The organism is Pseudomonas sp. LBUM1676 (assembly GCF_059695605.1).
The window spans coordinates 4,374,604-4,400,458 of the sequence record NZ_CP166777.1; the positions used below are offsets into that span (position 1 = coordinate 4,374,604).

The 25,855-nt window shown below is 61.5% G+C and carries 19 protein-coding genes; 2 read left to right on the forward strand and 17 right to left on the reverse strand.

Annotated elements, in window-relative coordinates:
- Position 1 precedes the first annotated feature (1 nt).
- From ACA041_RS20295 to ACA041_RS20355, 13 genes are all read right to left on the reverse strand, one after another.
- Entirely contained in the window at positions 2-961 is a 960-nt protein-coding gene (locus tag ACA041_RS20295; protein ID WP_497436531.1) for an ABC transporter permease, read from the reverse strand.
- 167 nt (positions 962-1,128) lie between these two features.
- Entirely contained in the window at positions 1,129-2,742 is a 1,614-nt protein-coding gene (locus ACA041_RS20300) for an ABC transporter substrate-binding protein (protein ID WP_497436535.1), read from the reverse strand.
- A gap of 98 nt (positions 2,743-2,840) precedes the next feature.
- Positions 2,841-4,256: an aldehyde dehydrogenase family protein gene (locus ACA041_RS20305; protein WP_497436540.1), complete on the reverse strand. Its 1,416-nt coding sequence runs from the start codon at positions 4,254-4,256 to the stop codon at positions 2,841-2,843.
- Positions 4,249-5,439, reverse strand: a complete 1,191-nt coding sequence (locus ACA041_RS20310) for a pyridoxal phosphate-dependent aminotransferase (RefSeq protein ID WP_497436545.1) — start codon at positions 5,437-5,439, stop codon at positions 4,249-4,251. Before ACA041_RS20310 ends, ACA041_RS20305 begins: the two co-directional genes overlap by 8 nt.
- 72 nt (positions 5,440-5,511) lie before the next feature.
- Complete coding sequence (locus tag ACA041_RS20315; RefSeq protein WP_497436549.1) at positions 5,512-7,119, reverse strand: 5-guanidino-2-oxopentanoate decarboxylase; 1,608 nt, start codon at positions 7,117-7,119, stop codon at positions 5,512-5,514.
- 10 nt (positions 7,120-7,129) lie between these two features.
- Positions 7,130-9,229, reverse strand: a complete 2,100-nt coding sequence (locus tag ACA041_RS20320; RefSeq protein ID WP_497436553.1) for an acetate--CoA ligase family protein — start codon at positions 9,227-9,229, stop codon at positions 7,130-7,132.
- 18 nt (positions 9,230-9,247) lie between these two features.
- A complete protein-coding gene (locus tag ACA041_RS20325; RefSeq protein ID WP_461959844.1) occupies positions 9,248-10,408 on the reverse strand; it encodes an acyl-CoA dehydrogenase family protein in 1,161 nt (386 codons plus the stop codon).
- 43 nt (positions 10,409-10,451) lie between these two features.
- Positions 10,452-11,243 carry an enoyl-CoA hydratase/isomerase family protein gene (locus tag ACA041_RS20330; protein ID WP_497436558.1) on the reverse strand — a complete coding sequence of 264 codons (792 nt, stop codon included), beginning with the start codon at positions 11,241-11,243 and terminating at the stop codon, positions 10,452-10,454.
- 376 nt (positions 11,244-11,619) lie between these two features.
- Complete coding sequence (locus tag ACA041_RS20335; protein ID WP_497436562.1) at positions 11,620-13,026, reverse strand: amino acid permease; 1,407 nt, start codon at positions 13,024-13,026, stop codon at positions 11,620-11,622.
- A 218-nt stretch (positions 13,027-13,244) separates the two neighbouring features.
- A complete protein-coding gene (locus ACA041_RS20340; protein WP_497436564.1) occupies positions 13,245-15,509 on the reverse strand; it encodes an ATP-binding protein in 2,265 nt (754 codons plus the stop codon).
- Positions 15,506-16,258, reverse strand: a complete 753-nt coding sequence (locus tag ACA041_RS20345; RefSeq protein ID WP_497442132.1) for a substrate-binding periplasmic protein — start codon at positions 16,256-16,258, stop codon at positions 15,506-15,508. The genes ACA041_RS20340 and ACA041_RS20345 overlap by 4 nt, the downstream gene beginning before the upstream one ends.
- A gap of 26 nt (positions 16,259-16,284) precedes the next feature.
- Entirely contained in the window at positions 16,285-17,001 is a 717-nt protein-coding gene (locus ACA041_RS20350) for a response regulator (RefSeq protein WP_497436567.1), read from the reverse strand.
- 90 nt (positions 17,002-17,091) lie between these two features.
- Positions 17,092-17,739: a TetR family transcriptional regulator C-terminal domain-containing protein gene (locus ACA041_RS20355; protein ID WP_497436571.1), complete on the reverse strand. Its 648-nt coding sequence runs from the start codon at positions 17,737-17,739 to the stop codon at positions 17,092-17,094.
- 242 nt (positions 17,740-17,981) lie between these two features.
- On the opposite strand from ACA041_RS20355, the gene ACA041_RS20360 reads away from it, so the two are divergent.
- On the forward strand, positions 17,982-19,943 hold the full coding sequence (locus tag ACA041_RS20360; protein WP_497436576.1) for an oxidoreductase: 1,962 nt from the start codon (positions 17,982-17,984) through the stop codon (positions 19,941-19,943).
- Between the two features lie 116 nt (positions 19,944-20,059).
- Complete coding sequence (locus ACA041_RS20365) at positions 20,060-20,656, forward strand: helix-turn-helix domain-containing protein (protein WP_497436582.1); 597 nt, start codon at positions 20,060-20,062, stop codon at positions 20,654-20,656.
- 16 nt (positions 20,657-20,672) lie between these two features.
- On the opposite strand, the gene ACA041_RS20370 is transcribed toward ACA041_RS20365, so the two are convergent.
- The 4 genes from ACA041_RS20370 to ACA041_RS20385 all read right to left on the reverse strand — a co-directional run bounded on the left by ACA041_RS20370 (position 20,673) and on the right by ACA041_RS20385 (position 25,799).
- Entirely contained in the window at positions 20,673-21,470 is a 798-nt protein-coding gene (locus ACA041_RS20370) for a transporter substrate-binding domain-containing protein (RefSeq protein ID WP_497436586.1), read from the reverse strand.
- Positions 21,471-21,543: 73 nt separating this feature from the next.
- A complete protein-coding gene (locus ACA041_RS20375; protein ID WP_497436589.1) occupies positions 21,544-22,713 on the reverse strand; it encodes an NAD(P)/FAD-dependent oxidoreductase in 1,170 nt (389 codons plus the stop codon).
- Positions 22,714-22,717: 4 nt separating this feature from the next.
- Complete coding sequence (locus tag ACA041_RS20380; RefSeq protein ID WP_497436591.1) at positions 22,718-24,388, reverse strand: FAD-dependent oxidoreductase; 1,671 nt, start codon at positions 24,386-24,388, stop codon at positions 22,718-22,720.
- 64 nt (positions 24,389-24,452) lie between these two features.
- On the reverse strand, positions 24,453-25,799 hold the full coding sequence (locus ACA041_RS20385) for an NAD(P)/FAD-dependent oxidoreductase (RefSeq protein WP_497436594.1): 1,347 nt from the start codon (positions 25,797-25,799) through the stop codon (positions 24,453-24,455).
- Between the last annotated feature and the right edge of the window lie 56 nt (positions 25,800-25,855).

A 25,855-nucleotide genomic window follows, 5' to 3' on the forward strand; every position in this document is an offset into this window, starting at 1 on the left:
CTTACCCCTTCGGATGCATCAGGCGTGGGTTGCTGGCGATGGACAGTACATCGGCGCTGGTATTGAGCAGGATGTACGTCGCGGCGAAGATCAGGCTGCAGGCCTGCACCACCGGGATATCGCGCTTGGCCACCGAGTCCACCAGCAACTGGCCGAGTCCGGGATAAACAAACACCACTTCGACCACCACCACACCGACCACCAGGTACGCCAGGTTCAGTGCCACCACATTGACGATCGGTGCCAGGGCATTGGGCAAGGCATGACGGAAGATGATCCGCGACTGGCTGATGCCCTTGAGCCGGGCCATTTCGATGTACGGGCTGGCCAGCAGGTTGATCAGCGAGGCGCGAGTCATGCGCATCATCTGCGCGATCACCACCAGGCTCAGGGTGGCGACCGGCAGTACTGAACGTTCCAGTACCGTGCCGAGGGAGGCATCCGGCGACAGGTTGGAAATGCTCGGAAACCAGTTGAGCTTCACCGCGAACACCAGGATCAGGAGGTAGGCGACGAAGAACTCGGGGAACGACACCGCGCTCAGGGCCGAGGTATTGAGCAAACGGTCGAACCAGCTGTTGCGATACAACGCCGCGAGCATCCCCAACATCAAGGCCAGCGGCACCGACACCAGCGCCGCCAGCAACGCCAGGCTGAAAGTGTTGCCCAGGCGTGTGCCGACCAGTTCGGCGATCGGCCGCTGGTTGGCCAGCGACGCGCCGAGGTCACCTTGCAGCAGGTTCCAGATCCAGTGCCCGAAACGGGTCAGCGGCGGCAGGTCCAGACCCAGTTGCGCACGGAACGCCGACACGGTTTGCGCAGTGGCGGACTGGCCGAGCATGGCTTGGGCGATGTCGCCCGGCAGCATGCCGACCGCGAGAAAAATGATCACTGACACCGCAAACAGCGACAACAGCCCCAATGCCAAACGCTGCAACAGCAGCTTGAAAATACTCTTCATCGTGCAGTTCCTTGAAATGGGCACGCTGGTGAAGACCATCACAACTACTGTGGGAGCGAGCCTGCTCGCGAATGCGTCATCTCAGTCAACATTGATGTTGTTTGACACACCGCATTCGCGAGCAGGCTCGCTCCCACAATTGATCTTCAGTGTTTTGACTATCCCGATTACGCCTGCCACCACCGTTCGATCACGCGCAAACCATCCAGCTCGCCATACGGCGCAGTCTGCCCGCCGTGACTGACGCGGTTGGAACGGGCCGCCACGGAGCTGGCAAACAGTGGCACGATCGCCCCGCCGTCATCGCGGCAAAGCGCCTGCATTTCGTTGTACATCTCGCGGCGTAGCGGGTCGTTCATCTCGCCCCGTGCGGCGTTGAGCAATTGGTTGAAACGCGGGTTGTCCCAATGGGTTTCGTTCCAGGCCGCGCCCTTGGCGTAGCCAATGCTGAACATGCGGTCGGCGGTCAGGCTGCTGTACCAGAACGAGGTGGTGAAGGGCTGCTTCATCCAGACATTGGAGAAATAACCGTCGGCGGGCTCGCGCACCACATCGATGTCGATCCCCGCCGCACGTGCCTGCTCCTTGAACAGCACCGAGGCATCGACAGCGCCGGTGTACGCCGCATCGGAGGCTTGCAGGCGCACCTTGAGCGAATCCAGGCCGGCCTTTTTCAGGTAGAAACGCGACTTGTCCGGATCGTAGCTGCGTTGCTCCAGCGCAGTGTTGATGAAGCGGCTGCCCGGCTGGATCGGGTGATCGTTGCCCACCAGACCGTAACCGTACAGCACCGAAGCGAGCAGGGTTTCGCGGTTGATCGCGTGCTTCATCGCCATGCGCACGTCGTTGTTCTGGAACACCTGGCTGTCAGTGAGCATCGGGAAGGTGTAGTGCTGGGCGCCCTTGGTTTCTTCGATGACCAGGTTCGGATTGCGCTTGAGCAGCGCCACGGTTTTCAGGTCGACCTTGTTGATCACGTCCACTTGCCCGGTGACCAACGCATTGATTCGCGCGGCGCCATCGGCGATCCCGATCAGTTCGGCGCTGGCGAAGTGCGCGCGGCCCGGTTTCCAGTAGTCCGGACTGCGTTCCAGAGTCATGCGCACGCCCGGTTCGAAGTCCTTGAGGCGATAACCGCCGGTGCCGACACCGGCCTGCCAGACTGGCACCCCGTCCTTGCTCGGCATGATCACCAGATGGTAATCGGCGACCACGTAGGTGAAGTCAGCGTTGCCCGAATGCAGTTCGAACACCACGCTGTCGCTGCCGTTGGCGCTGACCTTGGCCACATCGCCCAACACGGTTTTGGCCGCCGAGCTGGATTTATCCCCGAGGTGATGCTGGATCGAGGCGACCACGTCGTCGGCGGTCAGGGTCTTGCCGTTGTGGAAGGTCACACCCTGGCGCAATTTGAAGGTCCAGACGCGTGCGTCCGGGGTCGACATCCAGCTTTCGGCCAGTTCGGGAATCGCCGTGCCGTCGACAGCAATTTCGGTCAGGGTGTTATAGATCGCCGAGAAACCGACAAAGGTGAAGGTATCGACCCAGGAGCCGGGGTCTTTCGAGTCGGTTGTGCTGCCACCGGCCAAGCCAAGCCGCAACACACCACCGGGTTTTGGTGTTGCATCCTCGGCGAAGGCACCCAACGGCAGGCCCATGGAGAACGCCCCGGCCACCGCAGCGGCGGTTGCGCTGTACTTCAAGCTCCCTATAAGAAAATCCCGGCGCGGGAAACTTGATTCCTGGTTCGCTTGAGTAATCTTGTTTTTGTTATCGCTCATTGCATTACCCCTGATCGAAAGCTAATGAAATAGCCCTTTAAAACCACGCAAGGCACCGGGCCATGGCCCGGTGCGTAAATCGTTCAAATCGCCACCCGTCACACCTGGATCGCCTTCATTTCGACGAATTCGTTTAGCCCTTCTTCCCCCCATTCACGTCCGTTGCCGGATTGTTTGTAGCCCCCGAACGGCGCCTGATAGTTGAACGCCGCACCATTGAGAAAACACTGGCCCGCCCGCAATTGTCGCCCCAGTTGCAAGGCACGCTCGGTGCTGCCGGCCCAGACGCCGCTGGACAGGCCGAATGGCGAGTCGTTGGCGATCTGGATCGCCTGCGCCTCATCGGCATAGGGGATCAGGCACAGCACCGGGCCGAAGATCTCTTCCTGAGCGATGCGCATGCTGTTGTCGACGTCCGCGAACAGTGTCGGGCTGACGTAATAGCCACGCTCGAACGCCTGCGTCGAATCGCCCCCGCACAACAGACGCGCGCCTTCCTCCTGACCGACCTTGATGTAATCGAGCACGGTGCGCCGTTGCCCCGCCGAACACATCGGGCCAAGGAAGCTCTGCGGATCGAGCGGATCGCCCATGCGCAGACTCAGGGTTTCCTCCAACGCAATTTCAACCGCTTCGGCATAACGGCTGGCGGGCAGCAGCATGCGGGTCAACGCGGTGCAGGTTTGCCCTGAGTTGATCATCACGTCCTGCACGCCGTAGCGCACGGCGGCGTCCAGATCCGCATCCTCGGCGATCAGCAGCGCCGACTTGCCACCGAGTTCCAGGCATACCCGTTTCACCGAAGGCGCCGCCGCTTGCGCAACGCGCACACCCGCGCCGGTGGAACCGGTGAACGACACCATGTCCACGTCCGGGTGTTTGGCCAGCGCTTCGCCGACCTTCGCGCCCGGCCCGCTGACCAGGTTGAATACACCGGCGGGCAAGCCGATATCCTCGATCATCTGCGCCAGCAAAAACGCATGCAGCGGGGTTTCCTGACTTGGCTTTACCACCACCGTGCAACCGGCGGCCAGTGCCGGGCCGAGCTTGCCGATCAGTTGGTGCAGCGGATAGTTCCACGGGTTGATGAACGCGCAGACGCCTACCGCTTCGCGGATCACCAGCGAGTTGCCGACCTCGCGCACTTCGTCCATCAAACCGGCGAGTTCGACGTACTGCTCCAGGCCGATGATCGGCCCGTCCACTTGTACCGAACGGCTCCATTGCACCGGCATGCCCAGTTCGGTGGTGATCACCGCCGCCATTTCGTCGGCACGAGTTTGCAGTTGTTCGGATAGTGCACGGATGTACCCGGCGCGCACGCTCGATGGCGTGCGTGACCAGGGTCCGAAGGCCTTGCGCGCCGCCGCCACAGCGAGGTCGACATCGCGTTCATCGCCCAGCGGCACGCTGCCGGCGACTTCCTCGGTGGCCGGGTTGATCACCTCGGCGACGCCTTGCCCGGACGGGGTTTGCCAGCGTCCGTCAATGAACAGTGATTGGTGATTAAGCATGGACCTGAACCTCCATCAATTCGTGAGCACAACGGGCGATGCGCTGGCAGGCATCACGCAATGGCGCGGCCCCCACCACCAACCCGATTCGGATGTGACCGGCCGCGCTCGGACCGAAGGCTTCGCCGGCCAGGACCGAGACGCCATGGCGATCGAGCAAACGATCAGCGAACGCTTGGGCGCTGAGCCCGGTTTCGCGGATATCGACCATCACGAACATCCCGCCATCGGGTTTCAAGGCGCGCACGCCGGGGCAGTCGCCCAGGCTTTCGCAGACCAGATCGCGACGTTGGCGATAGGCTTCGCGCATGGCGTCCAGTTCCGGCAGCTGGCTTTCCAGCGCCACCACGGCGGCGTCCTGGATGAAATCGGGCGAACCGTAGAGCATGCACAGCGCCAGGTTGTCCAGATGCGCGGACAACGAGGATGGCGCCACCACCCAGCCGACGCGCCAGCCGGTCATGGCGTGGGATTTCGACAGGCTGTTGAGCGTCGCGGTGCGTTCGGCCATGCCCGGCAAACTCGCCGGGCTGACGTGTTCGCCTTCAAACAGCAGCTCGCTGTAAACCTCATCGGAAATCAGCCACAGGTCGTGGGCAATGCACAATTCGGCCAGGGCCTGCCAGGTGCTGCGCGGCAGGCTCGCCCCCGATGGGTTGTGCGGGCTGTTCAGCACCAGGGCGCGGGTACGCGGGGTGATACGGCTGGCGACGTCTTCGGGCAGCACGCGAAAACCGTTTTCCGAACGCACCGGCACGGGCACCACTACGGCGCCGCAGGCACCGAACACCGCTTCGTAGGTGACGTACATCGGTTCGGCGACGATCACTTCATCACCCGGATTGAGCACGCACTGGGCCACACTGAACAGTGCGCACTGCGCGCCGGCCAGCACCGTGACCTCGTCCGCCGTCACCCGTTGCCCACTGCGTTGCCCGTGGCGTTTGGCGATGGCTTCACGCAAGGCGCGCTTGCCACGCACCTCGGCGTAGTGAGTATTGCCGGACAACAAACTGTCGATGGCACCCTGCACGATGGGCGGCGGCGTATCGAAGTCCGGGTCGCCCACCGACAGCAGCAAGATGTCTTTGCCCTGCTCGCGCATTGCCAGTGCGCGGTAATGAATATCCCAGGCGGCAGCGCCGTCACCGGCGATACGTTGAGTCAGATCGGAAAAGCGCATGGTCCTGTTTCCTCAAAAGAAGTCCCTCAAAAGAAGCCCCTTTAAAAAAGCCCCGCCCAACAAAGGTGAAAATCAGTTCGCACAGGCATGCTTGAGTTCGATCAGGGTCACACCGTTTCGTTTGAAACCGTGGCGCAGATCAGTTTGCAACTCGGCCAGGCTTTGCGGTTGGTTCACGGTGCAACCGAAAGCGCGACCGAGGGCGGCGAAGTCCGGGTTGCGCGGCAGCACGCCGATCGGTTCGATGTCCAGGCCGAGCATGTCGTCGCGGATCTGCCCCAAGGCGTCGTTATTCCACAGCAACACCACCAGCGGGCTGTCCAGTTCCTCGACCGCCGTCGCCAGTTCCTGCGCGGTGTAGAGGAAACCGCCGTCACCCACCAGCACCAGCCCCGGACGTTGCGGCGCACCAAACTTGGCGCCGATGCCGGCGGGCAAGCCGTAACCCAAGGTGCCGTAACCGGTCGGGTGCAACCAACTGCGTGGCGCCAGTGAATCGAAGGCGTAGTTGCCGGTGTAGGCCAGCTGGGTCATGTCGGTGCTGATGAAAGCGTTGGCCGGCAGTTCGGCAGCAATGCGCTGCAGAATCGCCTGATGGATCGACTGCAACGGACCGTGACCGTTTTTCACTGCCTCACGCAGCGCCGCTACCGAGGCAATCGCCGCGCTGGCATCACGCTCGTCAGGCGACAGGCGTTCCAGCAGCGCCGCCAGAGTCTGTTGCGAATCACCGTGCAACGCCACGGCGCTCGGATAGAAATCGTTGAACTTGCGCGGATCGATGTCCACCCGCAGCAATTGGGCATTGAGCGGCAGGCGTTCGCGCCAGAAATCGGTGTCGGCCATTTCGGTGCCGACCGCCAGCACCACATCGGCCTCGGCGATCAGGTTCCAGCCCGGTTCCACGCACAGCGACGAACCGGCATTGAGCGGTGCGTCCGGTGGCAGCAGGCCTTTACCGGCGACACTGGTGAACAGCGGCGCGGCCAGGCGGGTGCTGAGTTCTTGCAACTGCGATGCGGCATTCAATGCGCCGCCGCCCGCGATGATCATCGGCCGTTTCGCGCCATGCAGCTTGGCTACCGCTTCGTCCAGCACAGTGGCAGCTGGCGTGCCGCGACCCGGACGACGCACGACGTCGTTGCTCCAGTCGCGGGCAATCGGTGCCGACAGCACATCCAGCGGCACCGAAATGTGCACCGGGCGCGGACGCTCACTGTCGAACACCGCATAAGCGCGGGCGATCAGTTCCGGCAAGTCTTCGGTGGTCAACGCCACCGCCGAGAACGCGGTGATTGGCGCGGTCATCGCACGCTGATCCTGGGTTTCGTGCAGGCAACCCCAGCCCTTGCCGAGGCTGGCGCTGTGGTTGACGCTGGAAATCACCAGCATCGGAATCGAATCGGCGTAGGCCTGGCCGATGCCGGTGGCGGCGTTGGTCACGCCGGGGCCGGTAATGATGAAGCACACGCCGGGTTTGCCGCTCACTCGCGCATAGCCGTCGGCCATGAAACTGGCGCCCTGCTCATGGCGGGTCAATACGTGGCGAATGCCGCTGCCGGGCAAGCCGCGATACAGCTCCAGGGTGTGTACACCGGGAATGCCGAACACAGTGTCGACACCGTAGTTGGCCAGCAGACGCACCAGCGCCTGGCCACCTGTCAAGGTTTTGCTTTGCATGTTCAGGTCCTCACGCATGTGCGATGCGAATCAACGCATCGACCGCAGTCGTGCCATCGGCGCCGACCAACAATGGGTTCACATCAAGTTCCAGCAATTGTCCGGCGTTCTCGCAGGCGTATTCGGCTACCGCACCGATCGCCGCCACCAAGGCGTCCAGATCCGCCGCTTCGCGACCCCGAAAACCTTGCAGCAATGCGGCGCTACGCAGGCTCAGCAAGGCCTGGCGAATCGCCCCGTCGGTGGTCGGCAGCAACAGGCTGCGACTGTCCTTGAGCAACTCCACCAGAATGCCGCCGGCGCCAATCACCAAAGCCAGGCCGAAATCGTTTTCGCGCTTGATGCCGACAATCAGCTCCGCCAGCGGCGGCTTGGCCATCGGTTCCAGCAGCAACTGATCGAAAGGCACGCCAGGCGCGTAAGCGGCGACGCTGGCGCGCATTTTTTCCAGGGCAGCGCTTAACGCGGCACCATCCTTGAGGTTCAGTGCCACGGCACCGGCTTCGGTCTTGTGCGGCAACTGCGCGCTGACCGCTTTGAGCACCAATGGATAGCCCAACGCTTCGGCGGCCTTCAGTGCTTTGTCTGGCGTGCTCAGTACACCGTTGGGCGTCGGCAGGCCAAACTCGCGCAGGGCCTGCTTGGAATCCCATTCATTGAGCAACTGCCCTTCACCTTCCAGCGCCTGCGGACAGAGTGGCACCAGAGCCGATTCGCCCAATGCCAGCAACGCCTGACGATTGCGCTGATAACCGGCGATACGGCCCCAGGCCGCCAAACCGTCTTCGACACCCTGCAACGCCGCCACACCTTGCACGTGCAAACGCTCGCGGGCATGAGCCGGCAGCAACTCGGGGAAGGCCGAGGTGACAAAACCGGTCTTGCCGTGACGCACCAGCGCCTCGCAGTACAGATCCAGCAGCAGGTCACATTCCTTGCGCTCGCCGGTAAATTGCGCCGGGTAATCGAGCACCAGCATCGCCGCATCCGCTTCAGTGCGCAGAGCGCTGTCGAGCATGCGGTTCAAGGCTTCGCCGTCGCCCCAGATCGCCGTGGTGAAGTCCAGCGGGTTGACCAGGTTGGCGTAGCTCGGCAGTACCTGGGCCAGCTCGCCGACTTGTTCTTCGTCGAGTTTTGGCAGGCTCAATTCATTGCGTTCGGAGTAGTCGGCAATCAACCCGGCGTCGCCACCGGAACAGGCCAGCGCGATCAGGCTGTTGCCCGCTGGCAGGTTGCCGCAGGCCGCGGCTTTCAGGGTTTCGACAAAACTCACCGGACCACTGACGCGAATCACTCCGAGCCTTGCGAACAAAGCGTCGTACAGCGCATCGGAACCGGACAACGAACTGGTGTGACTCAGGGCCAGTTCGGCGCCGATCTGCGACACGCCGGTTTTCAGAGCAATGATCGGAATGCCCTTCTCCAGTGCCTTGTGCGCGGCGCGGGCGAAACCCGGTACGTTTTTCAAGCCTTCCATATGCAGGCCGATGGCGGTGACCCGTGGCTCATCGAGCAACACGTCCATCAATTCGGCCACGCCCAGTTGCGCCTGATTGCCGACCGAGGCCATGTAGGCCACCGGCAGCGAGCGGTCACTCATGGACAGGTTGTAGGCGAAGTTGCCGCTCTGGGTCAGGACGGCCACGCCCTTCTCCACCGCTTTGCCGCCGTGGGCCACCGGCCACAACGCGGAGCTGTGCAGGTAGTCGAGCAGGCCGTAGCAGTTGGGGCCGAGCAACGCCATGTCGCCAGCGGCTTCGAGCAGTTGTTGTTGCAGGGCCTGGCCTTCGGCGCCGGTCTCGGCAAAACCCGAGGCGTAGCAGATCGCGCCACCCGTACCGACGGCGGCGAGTTCGGCGACGCAGGTCAGGGTCAGTTCACGGTTGGTCGCGATAAACACCGCGTCCGGGCCGCACGGCAAGTCGGCAATGCTGCGCAAGCAGGGTACGCCTTCAAGGCTGTCGTGCTGCGGATTGACCAGCCACATTTGCCCTGGGTAACCGCCGTCGGCACAGCTCTTGAGCGCGCGGGCCATGCTGCGGCCACCGACAAACGCCACGTGGCGCGGGGCGAGCATGCGTTTGAGGTTGTCACGAATCGTTGGCGACATGGGAGTTCTCCGGGGCGATCAGCGCAGCAGTGGCCGCAGCAGCTCGCGGGAAATGATGTGGCGCTGGATTTCCGAGGTGCCTTCCCAGATCCGTTCGATCCGCGCATTACGCCAGATACGTTCCACCGGACCTTCGTCCATCAGGCCCATGCCGCCAAAAATCTGCACCGCCTCATCGGCCGCGCGCCCCAGCACTTCGCTGGCAAACAGCTTGGCCATGCCGGCGTCGCCATCGGTCATGGTGTCCTGGTCCATTTTCCAGGCGGTATGCAGGGTCAGCAGTTCCGCTGCGCGGATCTGCGTGGCCATATCCGCCAGTTTGAACGACACCCCTTGATAGGTGCCGATCGGCTGGCCGAATTGCTTGCGATCCGCCGCCCATTGCAGCGACACGTCCAGCGCTCGTTGCGCCTGACCGACGCAGTTGGCGGCGACCATTACCCGGCCGGCAGTCAGCCAGGCGTTGGCCACTTCCCAGCCTTTGCCGACTTCGCCCAACACTTTGGAGGCCGGGACACGGCAGTCGTCGAAGAACATTTCGAAGGTGTGATAACCACGGTTGCTCACGCACTTGGGGCCACGGCGAATGGTCATGCCCGGAGTGTCGCGGTCGACCAGGAACGAGGTCACGGCGTTGCGCTTGCGGCCGTTGTGTTCGTAGGTGTCGGTGACAGCGAAGACAATAGCGAAGTCGGCGTGGCCGGCGTGGCTGATGAAGTGTTTGCTGCCGTTGAGAACAAAGTCGTCACCGTCACGCACGGCACGGGTCTGGATTGCATTGGCATCGGAACCGGCGCCCGGTTCGGTCAATGCGAAGCAGTCGATCTTCTCGCCCTGGATGCACGGCAACAGGTAGTCGTCGATCTGATCGCCGGTGCAGGCCATGAGAATTTTCGATGGCCGCGCAACGAAGACATGCAGCGCCCAGGACACCTTGGAAAGCTCACGCTCGATCAGCGCCTGGGACAGGTAATCCAGACCACCACCGCCGACTTCTTCCGGCATGTTGAAGGCGTAGAAACCGGCGGCGATCGCCTTGCCGCGAATCTGCGCCGCCAGCTCCGGTGAGACTTCGTCGGCGCGATCGACTTCATCTTCATAGGGCAGCAGTTCCTTGGCGACGAAACTGCGTACTGCGTCCACCAACATTTCTTGTTCTTGGGTAAGTTGGAAATTCATGGTGCTACCTGTTGTTCGTGTGCTGATAGAGGTGTGCCGAGGCTCAACGGCCGATAAAGCGTGCCGGGCGTTTTTCCAGGGCCGCGCGCAGGGCTTCGTTGCCGTCTTCGCTGCGACCGCACAACAGGCCGGCGGCCAGTTCCGCTTGCAGTTGCTCGGGCAAGCTACGGTCGGCGCCTTCGCGCATGAGTTTTTTGGTCTGGGCAAAGGCAAAGGTCGGCCCTGCGGCCAAGCGTGTGGCGAGTTCGCTGGTGACGGTTTGCAGTTGATCGTCAGGGCAGACTTCGCTGACCAGGCCGGCGGCCAGGGCACGGTCGGCGCCCCACAATTCGTCGAGGAACAACAGACGCTTGGCCTGCTCGGCGCCGATCAGCCGTGGCAGGTGCCAACTGGCGCCGGCGTCCGGCGAGTAGGCCATGCTGGTGTAGCCGGCCTTGAACCGTGCCGACTGTGCGGCGATACGCAAGTCGCAGCACAGGGTCAGGTCCATGCCCCCGCCGACGGCGGTGCCGTTGATTGCGGCCACGGTAGGCTTTTCCAGGCTGTACAGACGGGTCATCAGGGCGTGGGCGGTTTCGGTCCAGCCGTAGCTTTCCAGCGCGCCACGGGCTTCGGCGGCGGCCCATTCGTCCAGATCGGCACCGGAACAGAAACTGCGTCCGCTGCCGGTCAGCACCACAACGCGCACCGCAGGGTCGGCGTTGTACGTGTCGAGCAAGGCGTGCAGGCTTTTCAGCGTCGGGATGTCCAGCGCGTTGCGCTGAGCGGTGCGATTAAGGGTGATCCGGGCGACGCCTGCTTCCACCTGACTGAGCAGCGAATCGTGAGTAGTCATGCGAGTCCTCGAATTATTGTGTTTGGCGTGAGGTGATGCGACTTGAGGCCATACTAAACGAGTGTTCAGTAAGGCGGCAATCGGAAATGAAATGCGCTGTAACAGGTGTAAAGAACCTATAACGTATTGTTTTTATTGATTTGTTTGTTGAAGAGCGAGTTGGGGTGGGTGCGGCTGTTACAACTTCGAACAACTGTCTACACCGCTGTGTTCTCCTACAACATTTGCGAACGCCACTGATCATTGGTCCACCGCAAAACAACTGTGGGAGCGAGCTTGCTCGCGATAGCGGTATCACATTCAACATCTCTGCTGACTGATCCACCGCCATCGCGAGCAAGCTCGCTCCCACAGGGTTTGGTTTTTTGCCTTGGGCTTACGGCAAACTCGGCGCCAACACCGCCTCGCGCTTGCGGTGGAACACGAAATACGCGCCATAACACAGCGCAATAAAACCAAAGCCCCAATACAGCGACGGGCGCTGGGTTTCGTCCAGTGCCAGGAACACGAACAACGAGCAGCACAGCGTGATGCACATCAATGGCAGCACCGGGAACCACGGGGCGCGGTACTTCAGGTCGCTGAGTTTGCCGCCATCGCGCAGGTAGGCTTTGCGGAACTTGTATTGCGCCAGGGCGATGACAATCCAGGTCACGGTGCCAGACATGCCACTCACCGCCATCAGCACCATGAACAGCGTGTCCGCCGCTACGAAACTGGTCATCAGCGACACCAGGGCAAAACACAAGGTGATGCTCAGGGCGCGCAACGGCACGCCGCGTTTGCTCAGCACCGACAGGCCTTTGGGCGCCATGCCGGTTTTCGACATGGCCCAGAGGATGCGGGTCGACGCGTAAAGGCCGGAGTTGCCCACCGACAAAATCGCCGTGAGGATCACAAAGTTCATCACGTCAGCGGCGTACGGGATGCCGACCATGTCGAACACCTGCACGAATGGACTTTCCATCAACCCCGCCTGCTGCCACGGCACGATGGCCGACAGCACGATAATCGCCAGCACATAGAAAATCAGCACCCGGAACACCACGTTGCGCACGGCGCGCGGGATGCTTTTTTCCGGCTGGTCGGTTTCACCAGCGGCCACGCCCATGATCTCGCAGCCCTGGAAGGCGTAGACCACGGTCATCATCACCGCGAACACCGCCGACAGGCCGTGAGGGAACAACGAGTCGCCGATCAGGTTGCTCATCATCGGCGCGGGTGCGCCACTGCTCAGCGGGATCGCGCCAAAGATCACCAGCACGCCGACCACGATGAACCCGAGAATCGCCGCGACCTTGATCCCGGAAAACCAGTATTCCGCCTCACCGAAGGCGCGGGTCGCCAGGGCGTTGAGGCCGAACAGGACCACCACGAACAGCGCCGACCAATACCAGATCGGCACCTGCGGAAACCAGCGGGTCATCAGCATCCCGGCTGCGGTGAATTCCAGGCCGACCGTTGTGGCCCAGCTCATCCAGTACACCCAGCCGATCATGAACCCGGTGGCCGGGCCGATGTATTGGGTGGCGTGGGTCTGGAACGAACCGGATACCGGCATGTGCACCGACAGTTCGCCCAGGCAGACCATCACCAGGTACATCAGGAAACCGGCGACGAGGTACGCCAGAATCGCCCCCACCGGACCGCCCTGGTTAATGATCACCCCGGAGCCCATGAACAGCCCGGTGCCGATCACGCCGCCCAGAGACAGCATGAAAATGTGCCGGCTTTTTAGGGCCCGGGTCAATTGGATGCCTTTGCGATCTGTGCTTTCGTTCATGTCGGCACCTCAGCAGTCAGTGAGGTGTGCGGCGCATGACAGGAGATCATGGCGCGGGGAAGGACCAGCTTTACGGCAATTCATTATTATTATCTCCAATAAGCTTCGAAGGCCGCGCTGCAGCGGCTGCGTCGATTATTGGAACGCCATGTAAGGTCGCGTTGTACGCAGCGATCTAAGTTGTAGCAAATCGTAACGATATTGTAAGAGCGGCTTGTTCATCTGTGCTGCAACAGATCTTCCAGGGTTTGCTGCGCCCGTTGTATCTGCGCTTGAACGGTCGGCGCCAGCTCACGGATCGCCGGTTCGTCGTTGCCCAGCGCCGCTGTTTCCAGCCTTCGCAATACCTCGGCCAATCCACGAAAACCCAATGAATCGCAGCTGCCGGCCAGGCGGTGCGCCAGTTGCGCGACCTCGGTGCAATCGTCGGCTTCAATAGCCTCGTCCAGCGCTTCTCGGTGCTGAAGGATCGAGTCGTGCAGCAACGCCAGCAGGCCCTGCACCTTTTGCTCACCGAGCAAGGTGCGATGGGTTTGCAGCAACGCCCAGTCCATCGTCCCGCCAGCCACCAAGGGTTTTTTGACGATCGTCTGCCCCGCCAGCACCTGGCGCAGGCTGTCCAGCTTCAGCGGTTTGGCCAGAATGCCGTCCATGCCGGCGTCCAGGTAACCGCGTACCAACGCCGGTTGTACGCTGGCGGTCAGGGCGAAAATGCGGGTCTGGCAATTAGGCCCGTCGGTGCTACGGATTTGTGAGCACAGCTCGACGCCGCTCATCCCCGGCAAATGCACATCCAACAGAATCAGATCGAAAGTCCGCGTCGTACACTGCAACAACGCCTGTTGAGCATCGATGGCCAGCCACACCTGATGCCCATCCCGTAGCAGCAGTCCCTCGGCCACTTCACGATTAAGCGCCACATCCTCGACCACCAGAATGTCCAGTGCCGGGCCCACCTCGGGAAGCGGCGCTACGTTGATGACATCGTTGGCCGGCTGCAGGGGAAGTTCGAACCAGAAACAACTGCCGTGCCCGACTTCGCTGCTGACACCGATACAACCGCCCATGTGCTCCACCAGATGTTTACAGATCGCCAACCCCAACCCGGTGCCGCCAAAGCGCTGCGCCACTTCCTCGCTGGCCTGGGTGAAGCGCTCGAAAATCTTCGCCTGCATCGCCGGGGCAATGCCGATGCCGTCATCGGTGACACTCACCCGCAAGTGCTGCCCGCTCTGCCCTTCAACCTGAGCGAGCAACCCCACTTCAACGCTGACCTCGCCGCCTTCGGTGAACTTGATCGCATTGGCCAACAGGTTGCTCAAGACCTGCCGCAAAAATTGTTCCGCGCCGTGGTGTTGTTCGGCCACCCGCTGATCGACCCGACAAGTGAGAATCGTGTCGTTGTTCAGCGCCTTGGGTTCCACCAGGGTCAGCACTTCGTCGAGCAATTGGCGAATCGAGAAATCCACCGGCTCTGGCAGGCTCGCGCCCTCCTCCAGCTTGGCGAAATACAGCACTTCATTAAGGATGGCCAGCAAGCCCTCACCGGCCTTGTGCAAGGCATCCAGGCGCTTGCTGTCCTGCTGGTTCAAGCTGGCGCCGCGCAACAACTCGGCCATGCCGAGAATGCCGTTGAGCGGCGTGCGCAGCTCGTGACTCATGGTCGCCAGAAACCGCGACTTGGCCTGGTTGGCCGCTTCGGCTTCGTCCTTGGCGCGCATCAAACTGGCGGTGCGCCGCTCGACCCTGCGCAGCAATTCATCGCGATTGTCCTGCAAGGCCAGGCGGTCGGTTTCCCGGCGGTCGATATCAATGAGGATCGCCCGGCGCATGTCATCCAGGGCGTTGGCCACGGTGTCGATTTCATCTTCTTGAGCGTTGCGCCGCTTGTCCAGGCGTAACGGCTCGTGCCATTTACCGGCGGCGATGCGCCGGGCAAATTCGGCCATGACGCGCAGGTGGCGGGTGACCAATCGATAGAACAAGCCGGACAGCGCCACCGCCAAACCGCAGAGAAATACGCCCATCCACAACAAACTGGTCAACCCGGTGGCGTACAGGCGCTCATACACCGCGCCAAGATCAGTGCTGACTTGCAGTTCGCCGAGCTGGCGCAACGGGCCGGATGGCGGTTGATAGTCCAGGGCAAAACGCTCGATGCGCAACGGCCCCACCGGGTTGGGGTTGCTTTGTAGCAAGTCGTAGTCCGGACTGGTCAGGTGCACCCGCGCCACGTCGGAAAAGCCCACCAGGCCGCGCAATTGCACGTTCAACTGCTCCTGGTTCAGATCCCACAGACTGCGCTCCAGGCTCGCCAGATAACCGGTGCGGATCAACTCCATGCGCGTGTCGATCTCGCGCATTTCCCGACGGTATTCGATGTACAGCTGCACGCTGCTAGCCAGCACGGTGAAGCACAGGCTGAACAACAGAATGAACAGCAGCAGACGCCGCAATAGTCCACCGGGGCGGGCGCGGATCATTGTGAGTTGGCCGGCAGGTTAATCATGTCGCGGTAGGTGACTTCGCTTTCATTGAGCAGACGATCGATATCACCGGCATCGACCATGCGCTGCAGTTGCGCATTGATTTGCGGCATATGCGTTGCCAGCGGCGAAAGACGCGAAACGGCCACCCGCAGGTAGTCCACGCTCAATACATCGGGCAAGGCAACGATGTCTTGCGCGCCGGGCAGGTTGGCGACGTACAACTGACCGGTGCGACGCTCTTGAGTAATGAAATCGATGCGCCCGCGAATCAGCTTGCCGAAGTTCTGGCGATTGTCGGAGACCCATTCGATGTTGTTGTTTTGCGCGACCATGCTATCGAACTCCACGCCGTAGCTTTCACCGAACAGCAAGCCGCCACGGTATTTAGCCAGATCTTGCAGTCGTTCGAATTTCACCGGGTGCTGACGATTGATGAACAAGGCCACTTCTTCGCGCAGCACCGGCACTGTGGAAAACAGCATGCTCTGTTCTCGTTGCGCGTTGCTGTAGGCCAGCACCACGTCGACCCTGCCTTCAGCGGCATCCAGCAGGCAGCGCTTCCAGTTGCCCAGCACCACGATCTCGACCTCGTAGCCCAATTGACTGAACAGCTTTTTCACCACGCTTGGCGCCAGGCCCCGAACCTGTTTGCCGTCGCTCCAGGAAATCGGCGGGTATACCGGGTAATCGCAATAACGGACCTTTTCGGCCGCCAGGGTACTGTCGGCCACCAGCGCCAGCATCAGCCAAAGCAGTCGCCTCACAACCGTCACGCGGCCAGGCTGGCAGTGAACAGGTAACCGGCGCCGTGGATGGTGATGATCAGCTGCGGTTCGGCGGGATCGTCGTGCAACTTGCGGCGCAAGCGGCCAACCAGCACATCGATGGAGCGGTCGTTGGGCACCCATTCGCGGTTGCGGATCTGGTCCATCAACTGGTCGCGGCTCAGGGTGTGGCCACTGTTGCGCAGGAACACGCTGAGCAACTGGTATTCGCCGTGGGTCAGCAGGGTTTCACTGCCGGTCGGATCGATCAGGCGCCGGCGATCGGTATCCAGCGCCCAATCGGCGAACTGTTTGACCGGTTTGGACACAGCCGCCACGGGCTGCGGTGATTGCGCATGCCGAACCCGGCGAATCAGGTTTTTCGCCCGGGACACCAGTTCCCGTGGATTGAGGGGTTTGATCACGTAGTCATCGGCGCCGCATTCGAGGCCGACGATGCGGTCGATTTCGTCATTGCGCCCGGTGATCAGGATGATCCCCACCTCCGAACGCACCCGCAGCTCCCGGGTCAGGGTCAAGCCATCCTTGCCGGGCAAACGGATATCGAGCATGACCAGGTCCACGGTCTGACTGGCGAGGAAGGTTTCGGCCAGTTCTGCCGTGGCGGCACAATGTACCTCGTAGCCTTCCTGGGAAAGATAGGCCTGCAAGAGTTCGCGAATCAGCGGATCGTCATCGACGATCAGTACCCGAGGAGTCATTGCTTGGTGTCCTGCACAGGCCCGAAGGCGTGTTTCTTATTAGAATGTTTTGTTGCATCTGCGCCAGAGTATCCACTGTTGAACAAGTGATCAACAACTGCTCGTCTGCACACAAAAACGCTGCCGTCCGCCGGCCTGCAAACCGTCGACCCAGGCCTCGCAGATCTGGACACCCTGCTCCGGGGTAAAGGTGCCGGCGTTGAGTCCGGACTCCAGCCACAAACCATCGAGCAAGGCACTGAGGCCGATCGCGGCGAGATCGGCGTCGAAATTCTCCCATCCCTCTTCCAGCGCCAGTTCCATCAGCACTTTGCGCAAGATACCGCGGTACTCGCCATAGGACTGATCGTGAGCCTGGTTGATCACCTCGGCAGTTTTCACTGCGCCCCAGAATGCCAGCCAGGCATCGATCAGCTGCGGGTCGAGCAATTCGGCGGAAAACGAACCTCGGAAGAACGCCGACAACCGTTCGCGGGCATTGGGCGCCGCCTGTTCCATGGACTCGCGCAGCAGGGTCATGACGCGCCCGGTGATCGCCCTGTAGGCCTCGGCCACCAGTTCGTCCTTGCCGGAATAGTGATGGCTGATCAAGCCGACCGACACACCTGCCTCAGCGGAAATCTTGCGGATTGAAGCGCCCTGGAAGCCATGGCGCTTGAGACACACCAACGTCGCCTCGATCAGATTGGCCTTGCGCAACTCCGGTTCCATGCGAGAAAAACGGGCTTCCTGATTCATGACGACACGCTCCTGGATTCAATCATGGGGCCCGCGTTGTACTTGCGAGCTGAACGACTGTACAGCAAGTGTGTGATCAGTCTCCAGTCAGCGTTTCTCCAGATGTTCGCCATGGTAAAAACCTAACTAGTGCACGCCATAGTAAAAAAACCAGTTGATTTTTTACTGAAGGTAAATTTCTATAGGGCAATAATAACAACGACCCGAGCTTTCGGCGTCAGACTGACTGGAGTACCTGCACCATGTCGAACCCGACACCTGCCTTTGCCCACCTGTTCGAACCCTTGCAGATACGAGGCAAGCGCCTGAAAAACCGCATTATGTCCAGCGGTCACGACACCTCGATGCCCACTGATAATCTGGTCAACGAGCAGTTGATCGCCTATCACCGTGCGCGTGCCGAAGGCGGTGCCGGGCTGATCGTGTTGCAAGTGGCAGGCGTGCATGACAGCGCGCGGTACACCTCTCATGTACTGATGGCCACCGACGACGCCTGCATCGACGGCTATCGCAAACTGGCGCAAACCTGCCATGCCCACGGCACCCTGGTGCTGTCGCAAGTGTTCCATCCGGGGCGGGAAATCATGGAGTCCAGCGATGGTCTGCTGGCCGTGGCCTACTCCGCCTCGGCGGTGCCCAATGAGCGTTTCAGGGTGATGCCACGAGCGCTGGATCAGACGATGATCGATGAGATTGTCGCCGGCTATGCCGCTGCCGCCCGGCGCCTGCATCAGGCCGGGATCGATGGCGTCGAGGTAGTTGCCAGCCACGGCTATCTGCCGGCGCAATTCATCAACCCGCGGGTTAATCGCCGTACCGATGGCTACAACGGTGAACTGGAACAGCGCCTGCGCTTTTTGCGTGAAATCATCGCCGCCATCCGTGCCGCGACCGATGAGCAGTTCATCATCGGCCTGCGCATCTCGGCAGACGAACGTGACCCTGAAGGCCTGACCGAAGACGAATCACTCGCCGCCGTGCAGTCGCTGCAAGCGCAACTGGATTACGTGCACATCGTCGCCGGCACCTCGGCGTCGCTGGGTGGCGCGGTGCACATCGTGCCGCCGATGGCGATTGAAGCGGCTTACCTGGCCAAGGAGGCCGGGACGTTCAAGGCCAGCCTGAACATTCCATTGTTCGTCACCGGCCGCATCAACCAGCCCCAGGAAGCCGAGCTGATCATCGCCCGTGGGCAAGCCGACGTGTGTGGCATGACCCGGGCGCTGATCTGCGATCCGCAAATGCCCAACAAGACCGATACCGGCCACGTCGAAGATGTGCGCGCGTGCATTGCGTGCAATCAGGCGTGCATCGGGCACTTCCACAAGGGCTTGCCGATTTCCTGCATCCAGCACCCGGAAACCGGTCGTGAGCTGATCTTTGGCCAGCGGCAACCGGCGACAAACCGCAAACGCATCATGATTGCCGGCGGTGGTCCCGCCGGGATGAAAGCGGCTGCTGTGGCGGCGCAACGCGGCCATGACGTAACGCTGTACGAAGCCAGTTCGCAACTCGGCGGTCAGGTATTGCTCGCGCAATTGCTGCCACGGCGCAGCGAGTTCGGCGGTGCCAGCACCAACCTGCAACGGGAAATGGAGTTGGCCGGGGTGCGCGTGGTGCGCAACACCCGGGTCGACCGCGCTTTGGTGGAACAGGAAAAACCGGACCTGGTGATTGTCGCCACCGGTGCTGAGCCGTACTGGCCGCACTTCGAACGCGGCGGCGAACTGCAGGTGGTGGATGCCTGGCAAGTGCTGCGCGACGAGGTGCAAATCGGCCGCTCCGTGGTGGTAGTGGACTGGCGTTGCGACTGGATCGGCCCCGGCATAGCCGAGCGCCTGACCCGCGCCGGGCATCAGGTGCAACTGGCGGTCAACGGCACCCATTGCGGGGAAAACCTGCCGCTGTACGTGCGCGATCAACTGGCCGGCGAATTGCACAAACTCGGTATTCCCATCACCCCTTATGCGCGCTTGTACGGCTGCGACGACAACACCGTCTACCTGCAACACTGCGCCAGTGGCGAGCCGATGCTGCTGGAAAACATTGATACGCTGGTGTTGTGCCAAGGGCATCAACCGGTGGACACGTTGGGCGCCGAGTTGCAAGGACTGGTGGAGTTTCGGCGCATCGGCGATTGCCTGGCACCGCGCACCGCTGAAGAAGCGATATACGAAGGATTGAAAGTCGCGTGGGAGCTTTAAGGCTGTTTATACTCCGGGACTTTGACGGTTAACACCAAACCTGTGGGAGCGAGCAGGCTCGCTCCCACAGGGATTGTGCAAATTAGCTCAAGCCCCTTCCCGGTTCGGAAATCACCATGAGCAACAACAGCACGACGCAGCCCGCAACCGGCACCGCCGAACAACACTTTCTCGGCTCACGCATTCGCAGCCTGCGCAAACGTCGGGGCATGACCCTGACGGAACTGGCTAACTTGAGCGAGCTGACCGCCGGCTACATCAGCCAACTGGAACGCAACCTCGCCTATCCGTCGATCCCGGCGCTGTTCAATATCGCCCGCAGCCTCGGGGTGACCATCCAGTGGTTCTTCGCCAGCGAAGCCAACACCAATCCCGAAGACGACGGTGTGGTGGTGCGCAAGAACAGTCGCCTGAGCGTGCATTACGAGGACGGTATCGTCGACCAGTTGCTGACCCCGCCGCCCAACCGTCACCTGGAAATGCTCCACTCGCGCTTCCCGCCGGGCACGTACAGCCAGCAAAGCTACAGCCACGAAGGCGAAGAAGCCGGTTATCTGTTGTCGGGCAGTTTCGAGTTGTGGGTGGACGAGCGCTATTTTCAACTCAACGAAGGCGATAGCTTCAGTTTCTCCAGCCAGAAACAGCACCGCTACGGCAACCCCGGCGATGTGGATGCGGTGGTGATCTGGGTAATTACCCCGCCGACCTTCTAACTTCTTTATTCAGACTTCATTGTGGCCACAGATCGATCGGGAAGTACTTTTGCGATATTTGCGTGTACTTGCCCGATTCATGCAATTGCGTGAGCGCCTGGTCGATTCGCGCCTTGAGTGCGGTGTCACTCTTGCGCATACCCGCCCCTACTCCAAGACCATATTGCAACGGGTCCATCTTGACGCTGCCCGTCCCTTTTTCTTCGAACGCCGCCCCGTCCTTGGACTCCAGAAATGCTATGTCGCCGAGTTTGTCGAGGAACATGACGTCGATACGGCCAGCCACCAAATCGGCATTGCAGTCATCCTGCGTATTGTAAATGCGGATTTCCGAGGTTTTGCCGTAAGCGGTCCGGATGAACTCGGCGTTAGTCGTCGAGCCCTGCACGCCGATTGCTTTACCTTTCAGACCTTCAGGTGTGAGCGTCGGATTGACGTCTTTCGCGGCGACGAAGATTCCCGACGTCTCATAATAAGGGCGCGAGAAGGCAATGACCTTCTGACGTTCCGGGCTGATCCCCATCGAGTTGAAGAGCACGTCGAACTTGTTGGCGATCAGCGCCGGAATAATGCCGTCCCATGCCACCTCCTTGATTTCGCACTCGGCTTTCATCTGCTCGCAGAGCGCACGGATGAGGTCGGGCTCGAAGCCGGTGAATTGCCCGCTGGGTGTCTTGACCAGAAACGGCGGATAAGGCTCCGCGGCAACACCAAAACGCAGCTTCTCCTGCGCTGCACTGGCGGGGGCCGTAAAGGAACACAACGTCAGACCGAGAGAGGCCAGAAAAGTGAGATTGCGGAGCATTCGTTTCATGGTCGATCCTTTTTATTAGGGAGGAAAGGTGGAACCAGTTCGGTCCGATTGCGTGCGGATTAAATAAACCTTTCTACGCCCCGGATGCTGGTAACGGCAACCATCCCTGGATGGCTTGCCAGTCAGACTCGAGGGACGCAAAACGTGAGAGCGAGCAACTGGACAGGTCGGCGAAACTGCATGTCCCGTCGACGACGAGATCGCGAATGGCATGACCACTCGCCGGCGAAAGTCCGAAACCGACACCGGACATGGTCGCGACGGTGACGTTATCCAGCCCGGCGGGACGATCGATGACGGGGCGACCGTCCGGCGTGTTTTCGATGAACCCTGCCCAACTGCGAATCACGCGTTTGTGAGCGATCTTGGGGAACAGCTCGGCGAGCCGTTTGGCGATATTGCATTGCAGGGGTGTCGACTGCGCACGAGTGTCGCGCAGATCGGCGAGGTCGACCCATTCGTGCGGACCGCCACCATACGCCAGGTTGCCGCGCAGGGTTTGCCGCCCGTACAAACCATTGCCATCCACACCGCCGACCTCGATCAACGGCAGCGGTTCGGTCACGATCATTTCGGCGCGCGCGGTGACCAGCGGAATATCTACGCCGATTTTAGCCGCCAATTCACCGGTATGCGGGCCTGCGGCAATCACCAGGTGGTCGCAGGTGATCAGGTCTTGTGCGGTGCGCACGCCAGTCACCCGGTCGCCGTCCTGGACGATTTCGACGACGGGGGTGTTCTCGAGAACGCGCCCGCCGAGGTTCTGCAGTGCCCACGCATAGGCCTGCAGGGTGCGGTGCGGGTTGGCGTGGCCGCCGAAATGGTAGTAGTAGCCAGCCAGCACGTTATCGCCGGCAAAGGGCACGAGTTCCCGTACCTGCTGAGGGTCCAGCTCGTCGACGCGCAATCCGTAGTAAGCGGCTTCATTCACGACTTTTTTATCGAGCGAAACCTGGTGTTCATCGAGATCGATACTGATGCGATCCGGGCGATACTCGGTCGGATAACCGAGCAGTTCGTCCATCATCGGCCAGAGCCGCTGTTCTTCGAGAAAGAGCGGACTGTGGTGATGCGAGCATCCGCCTCCGTTACGGCCCGAGGCGCCCCAGCCAATCAAGCCTGCTTCGAGAACAAGCACATCGATGCCATCGCGTGCCAGCCACCAGGCGGCGCTCAATCCGGTCACGCCGCCACCAATGATGACAACGGACGCACGGGTGGACGATTTCTTAAGTCCCTGCATGGTGTCAGCCCTCATTTCGCGGTGGGTTGGTTGGACGCGCGGTGTCTTGCGGGCGCTTGGCGACGGTCTGCTGCCCGGTGCACAGCCAGAACGGCGTCCACTGCGACGGCATGTCAAACCATGCATCCCAGCGGCTGCGCATCTGCGCCGTTTCCTCGATCTGACCAGCCTGTTGCAGTGACAACGGGCGCACAGGCGGACGAAACGAGGCCAGCGCAATGTCGTCGACACTCACGCCCGCGCCGATGCCGAGCAAGGTCGCCACCTGTTCGCGGCAACGACGTCCCTGGCACGGGCCCATGCAAGCCCGAGTGAGACGCTTTGTCACATCCGGGTTGGGCGAGCCGTTTTGCTGCGCCGTCATCGCGTTTTCCAACGCTTCATCGGCGGGTGTCCAGTCGAGATAACGCGGCGGCTGGAGCGCCAGAATTTCGCTGGCCGTCACCTCTTCGCACAGACAAACGAAAGGTTCGTTCTGTGCATGAACGGTGGACGCGCGCACCCATGCCGTGCGACTGGCGGCAACATCGCAGAGAGGTTCGTCGGGTATCGGCGCCTTGCCATTCTGAACGTTGTCGCTCTGAGCGATGCCGACACCCAGCGCGACAAGCGCGGTGTGCGCGGCGATCCGGCCTTCGCGCCGGGAAATGTTGTCGTCGAGGCTTTTCGACGCCCAGACGCCGGCGCAGTCGCCGGCCACCAAAACGAATGGCAACGACGTGCGCAGCAAAGAATCCGTGTCGGGGACGTGGCCACCGCGTTCGGCCTGGAATGACGTGCTACAGCCTGTTGCCTCGACCAGTTCGATCGCGGGAATGGCTGCCACGCCAAGCAGCACGGTGTCGCATTCGATCTCCTTCGAAGATCCGTGAACATGGCTGCCCGCCGTGTCGACAGCGACAGCGGTAATGCGTTTGACGCCGAATGCATCCCCGGCCGTCTCGCAAATGACATGCCCCGTCAAAACCTGAGCGCCTTGCTCGACAAGCAGGTCGAGCAGCGCTGGATCGCCGATCACCTGGCCGGCCTGTTCAATGATCGCTGCAATATGCACGCCCTTGCCGATCAGCGCATGGGCGGACGCCAGTGCTTGCGTATCACTGCCAACCAGCACGGCGTGTTTGCATTCCAGCGCCTCGTAAACAATCGCAAGGCGATGAGCGGCGCTGACGCCCATGACGCCAAGGCGATCCCACCCGTCAAACGCGAGGCCCATGTCGCGCCTTCCGGCGGCGACGATCACCTGCTTGAAGCGCAGCAGCCAGGCATTTTGGTCATCGGCGAGGCCAGCAACGGCGCCGTCGATCCACGCCGCGGTGGGTCGTTGTGGGAACAGACCCCATACCGCCGTGCCGAGTCGCACGTCGACACCGGCTTCAAGCGCCTCGGAAACTTCCGGGCGGGCATCAAGAAGGGTCTGCAGCACGCTGTTGCGGTTGGAAACCGCAGCGCCCATCCTTCCTCCGAAATGCAGCGGCACCTCTTCGCCCATGGTTTCAATGGGGACCGGGTTTTCGTCAACCAGGGTGACGCGCAGGCCATGCCCGGCGGCGGTCAATGCAGCAGCGAGCCCGGCCGGGCCCGCACCCACGATGAGAATATCGGTTTCGTCGCTGATCGGCGGGGCTTTGCCTGCCACTGAGGCGGGATCGTAGTAGATGTCTTGTGTGGTCACCGTGTTTCCCCCGTGAGGTATGCGCGTGAGCGCTGGCGCATGAGCGTTGACATGTGGGTATCGACTAGAACAGCGAAGAAGGCGGCTTGACGTCGCCCTCGGCGAATCGCGACAGACGGAGCTGGTGCATATCCAGTCCCGGATCGCCAGAGTCAATCCAGTCCGCCAGGGTCTTGCCCACGATCGGGCCCATGGCAAAGCCGTGGCCGCAGAATCCGGTGGCTACGGCCAAGCCGCGCGGCGACGTGTGTGCGTCGATGACGGGAATGCCATCCGGCAAGACATCGATGGTGCCAGCCCAGCGGTCGACGATCTGAGTATCCACCTGCCCGGGGAACGCGTCCTTGAGTGCGGCCATGGCCGTTCCCAGACCTCTGTTATTCGGTGGGATAAGGGGATTGCGCTGGTGAATCCCCGCGCCCAGCCGCGACGATTCCGACCACGGCATGCGCTGGTGCAGATCCGTCAGGCACGCACCGTTCAGATTGAAGCGAAACGATTTGCGATGCGCCCAAAGCGAAGGTGCATACCAATGCAGTGCGCGCAGATGGCCGAGCGTCATGTCGACGTCGACATGGGCGTCGTCGGCGATGTTGAAGCTGCCATCCAGCCTTTGCCGGAAGCCCACGCCGTTTGCGATCGTGGAAATGCCGCTCAGCGTTGGCCCGGATGTGGTCCGCGCCACCGTTCCCCGCACCAGCTGCTGCGGCAGTGAAATGCCGAGCATCTTCAGCAGGCGGAACGTCGTGACGCCAGCGGCGCACACCACCGTTTTCGCCTTCACGTAGCCCCGCTCGGTGTCAACGCCCACGACCTGGCCGGCGGCGACGTCGATGCCCCTGGCACCACAATTTTCGACGATGTGCGCGCCAAGCTCGCGGGCACGCATCGCGAAGGCGCGAGCCACGAGTGTGGGCTCCGCTTGACCGTCGCTGGCGGTAAACAAGCCACCCATTTGCGGAACGGCGTAACCCGGCAATTTTTTAACCACCTCGCGCGGCGAAAGCATCACGGTATCCACCGAAAAGCTGTGCGCGACGCTCAGCCACGATTCGTATCCGTCACGCTCGGCCTCATTGCCCGCGACGAAAAGACAGCCGTCGTTGCGCCATCCAAGGTCGGTCTGGAGTTCGTGCTCAAGCGAGCGCCAGATCTCGATGCTGGCTTGCATCAGCGGCACTTCGGCTTCGTCACGCGATTGCTGGCGAACAAAGCCCCACGCGCGAGACGATTGCTGACCGGCGATCACGCTTTTGTCGAGTAGAAGAACCTTTGCGCCCGCTTTGCCAAGGTAATACGCGCACGCACAACCCATCAGGCCGCCACCTATGATCGCCACGTCGACTTCACGAGGCAGAGGGTTGTCCCGGGACGCCAACACGTTGGCCAATGCCGCTTCTGGAATGTTCATGAGGAAAACCGTCAGGTTGAGAATGACGCGTAGCGCAGCGTCTTTATTTCAGCTAA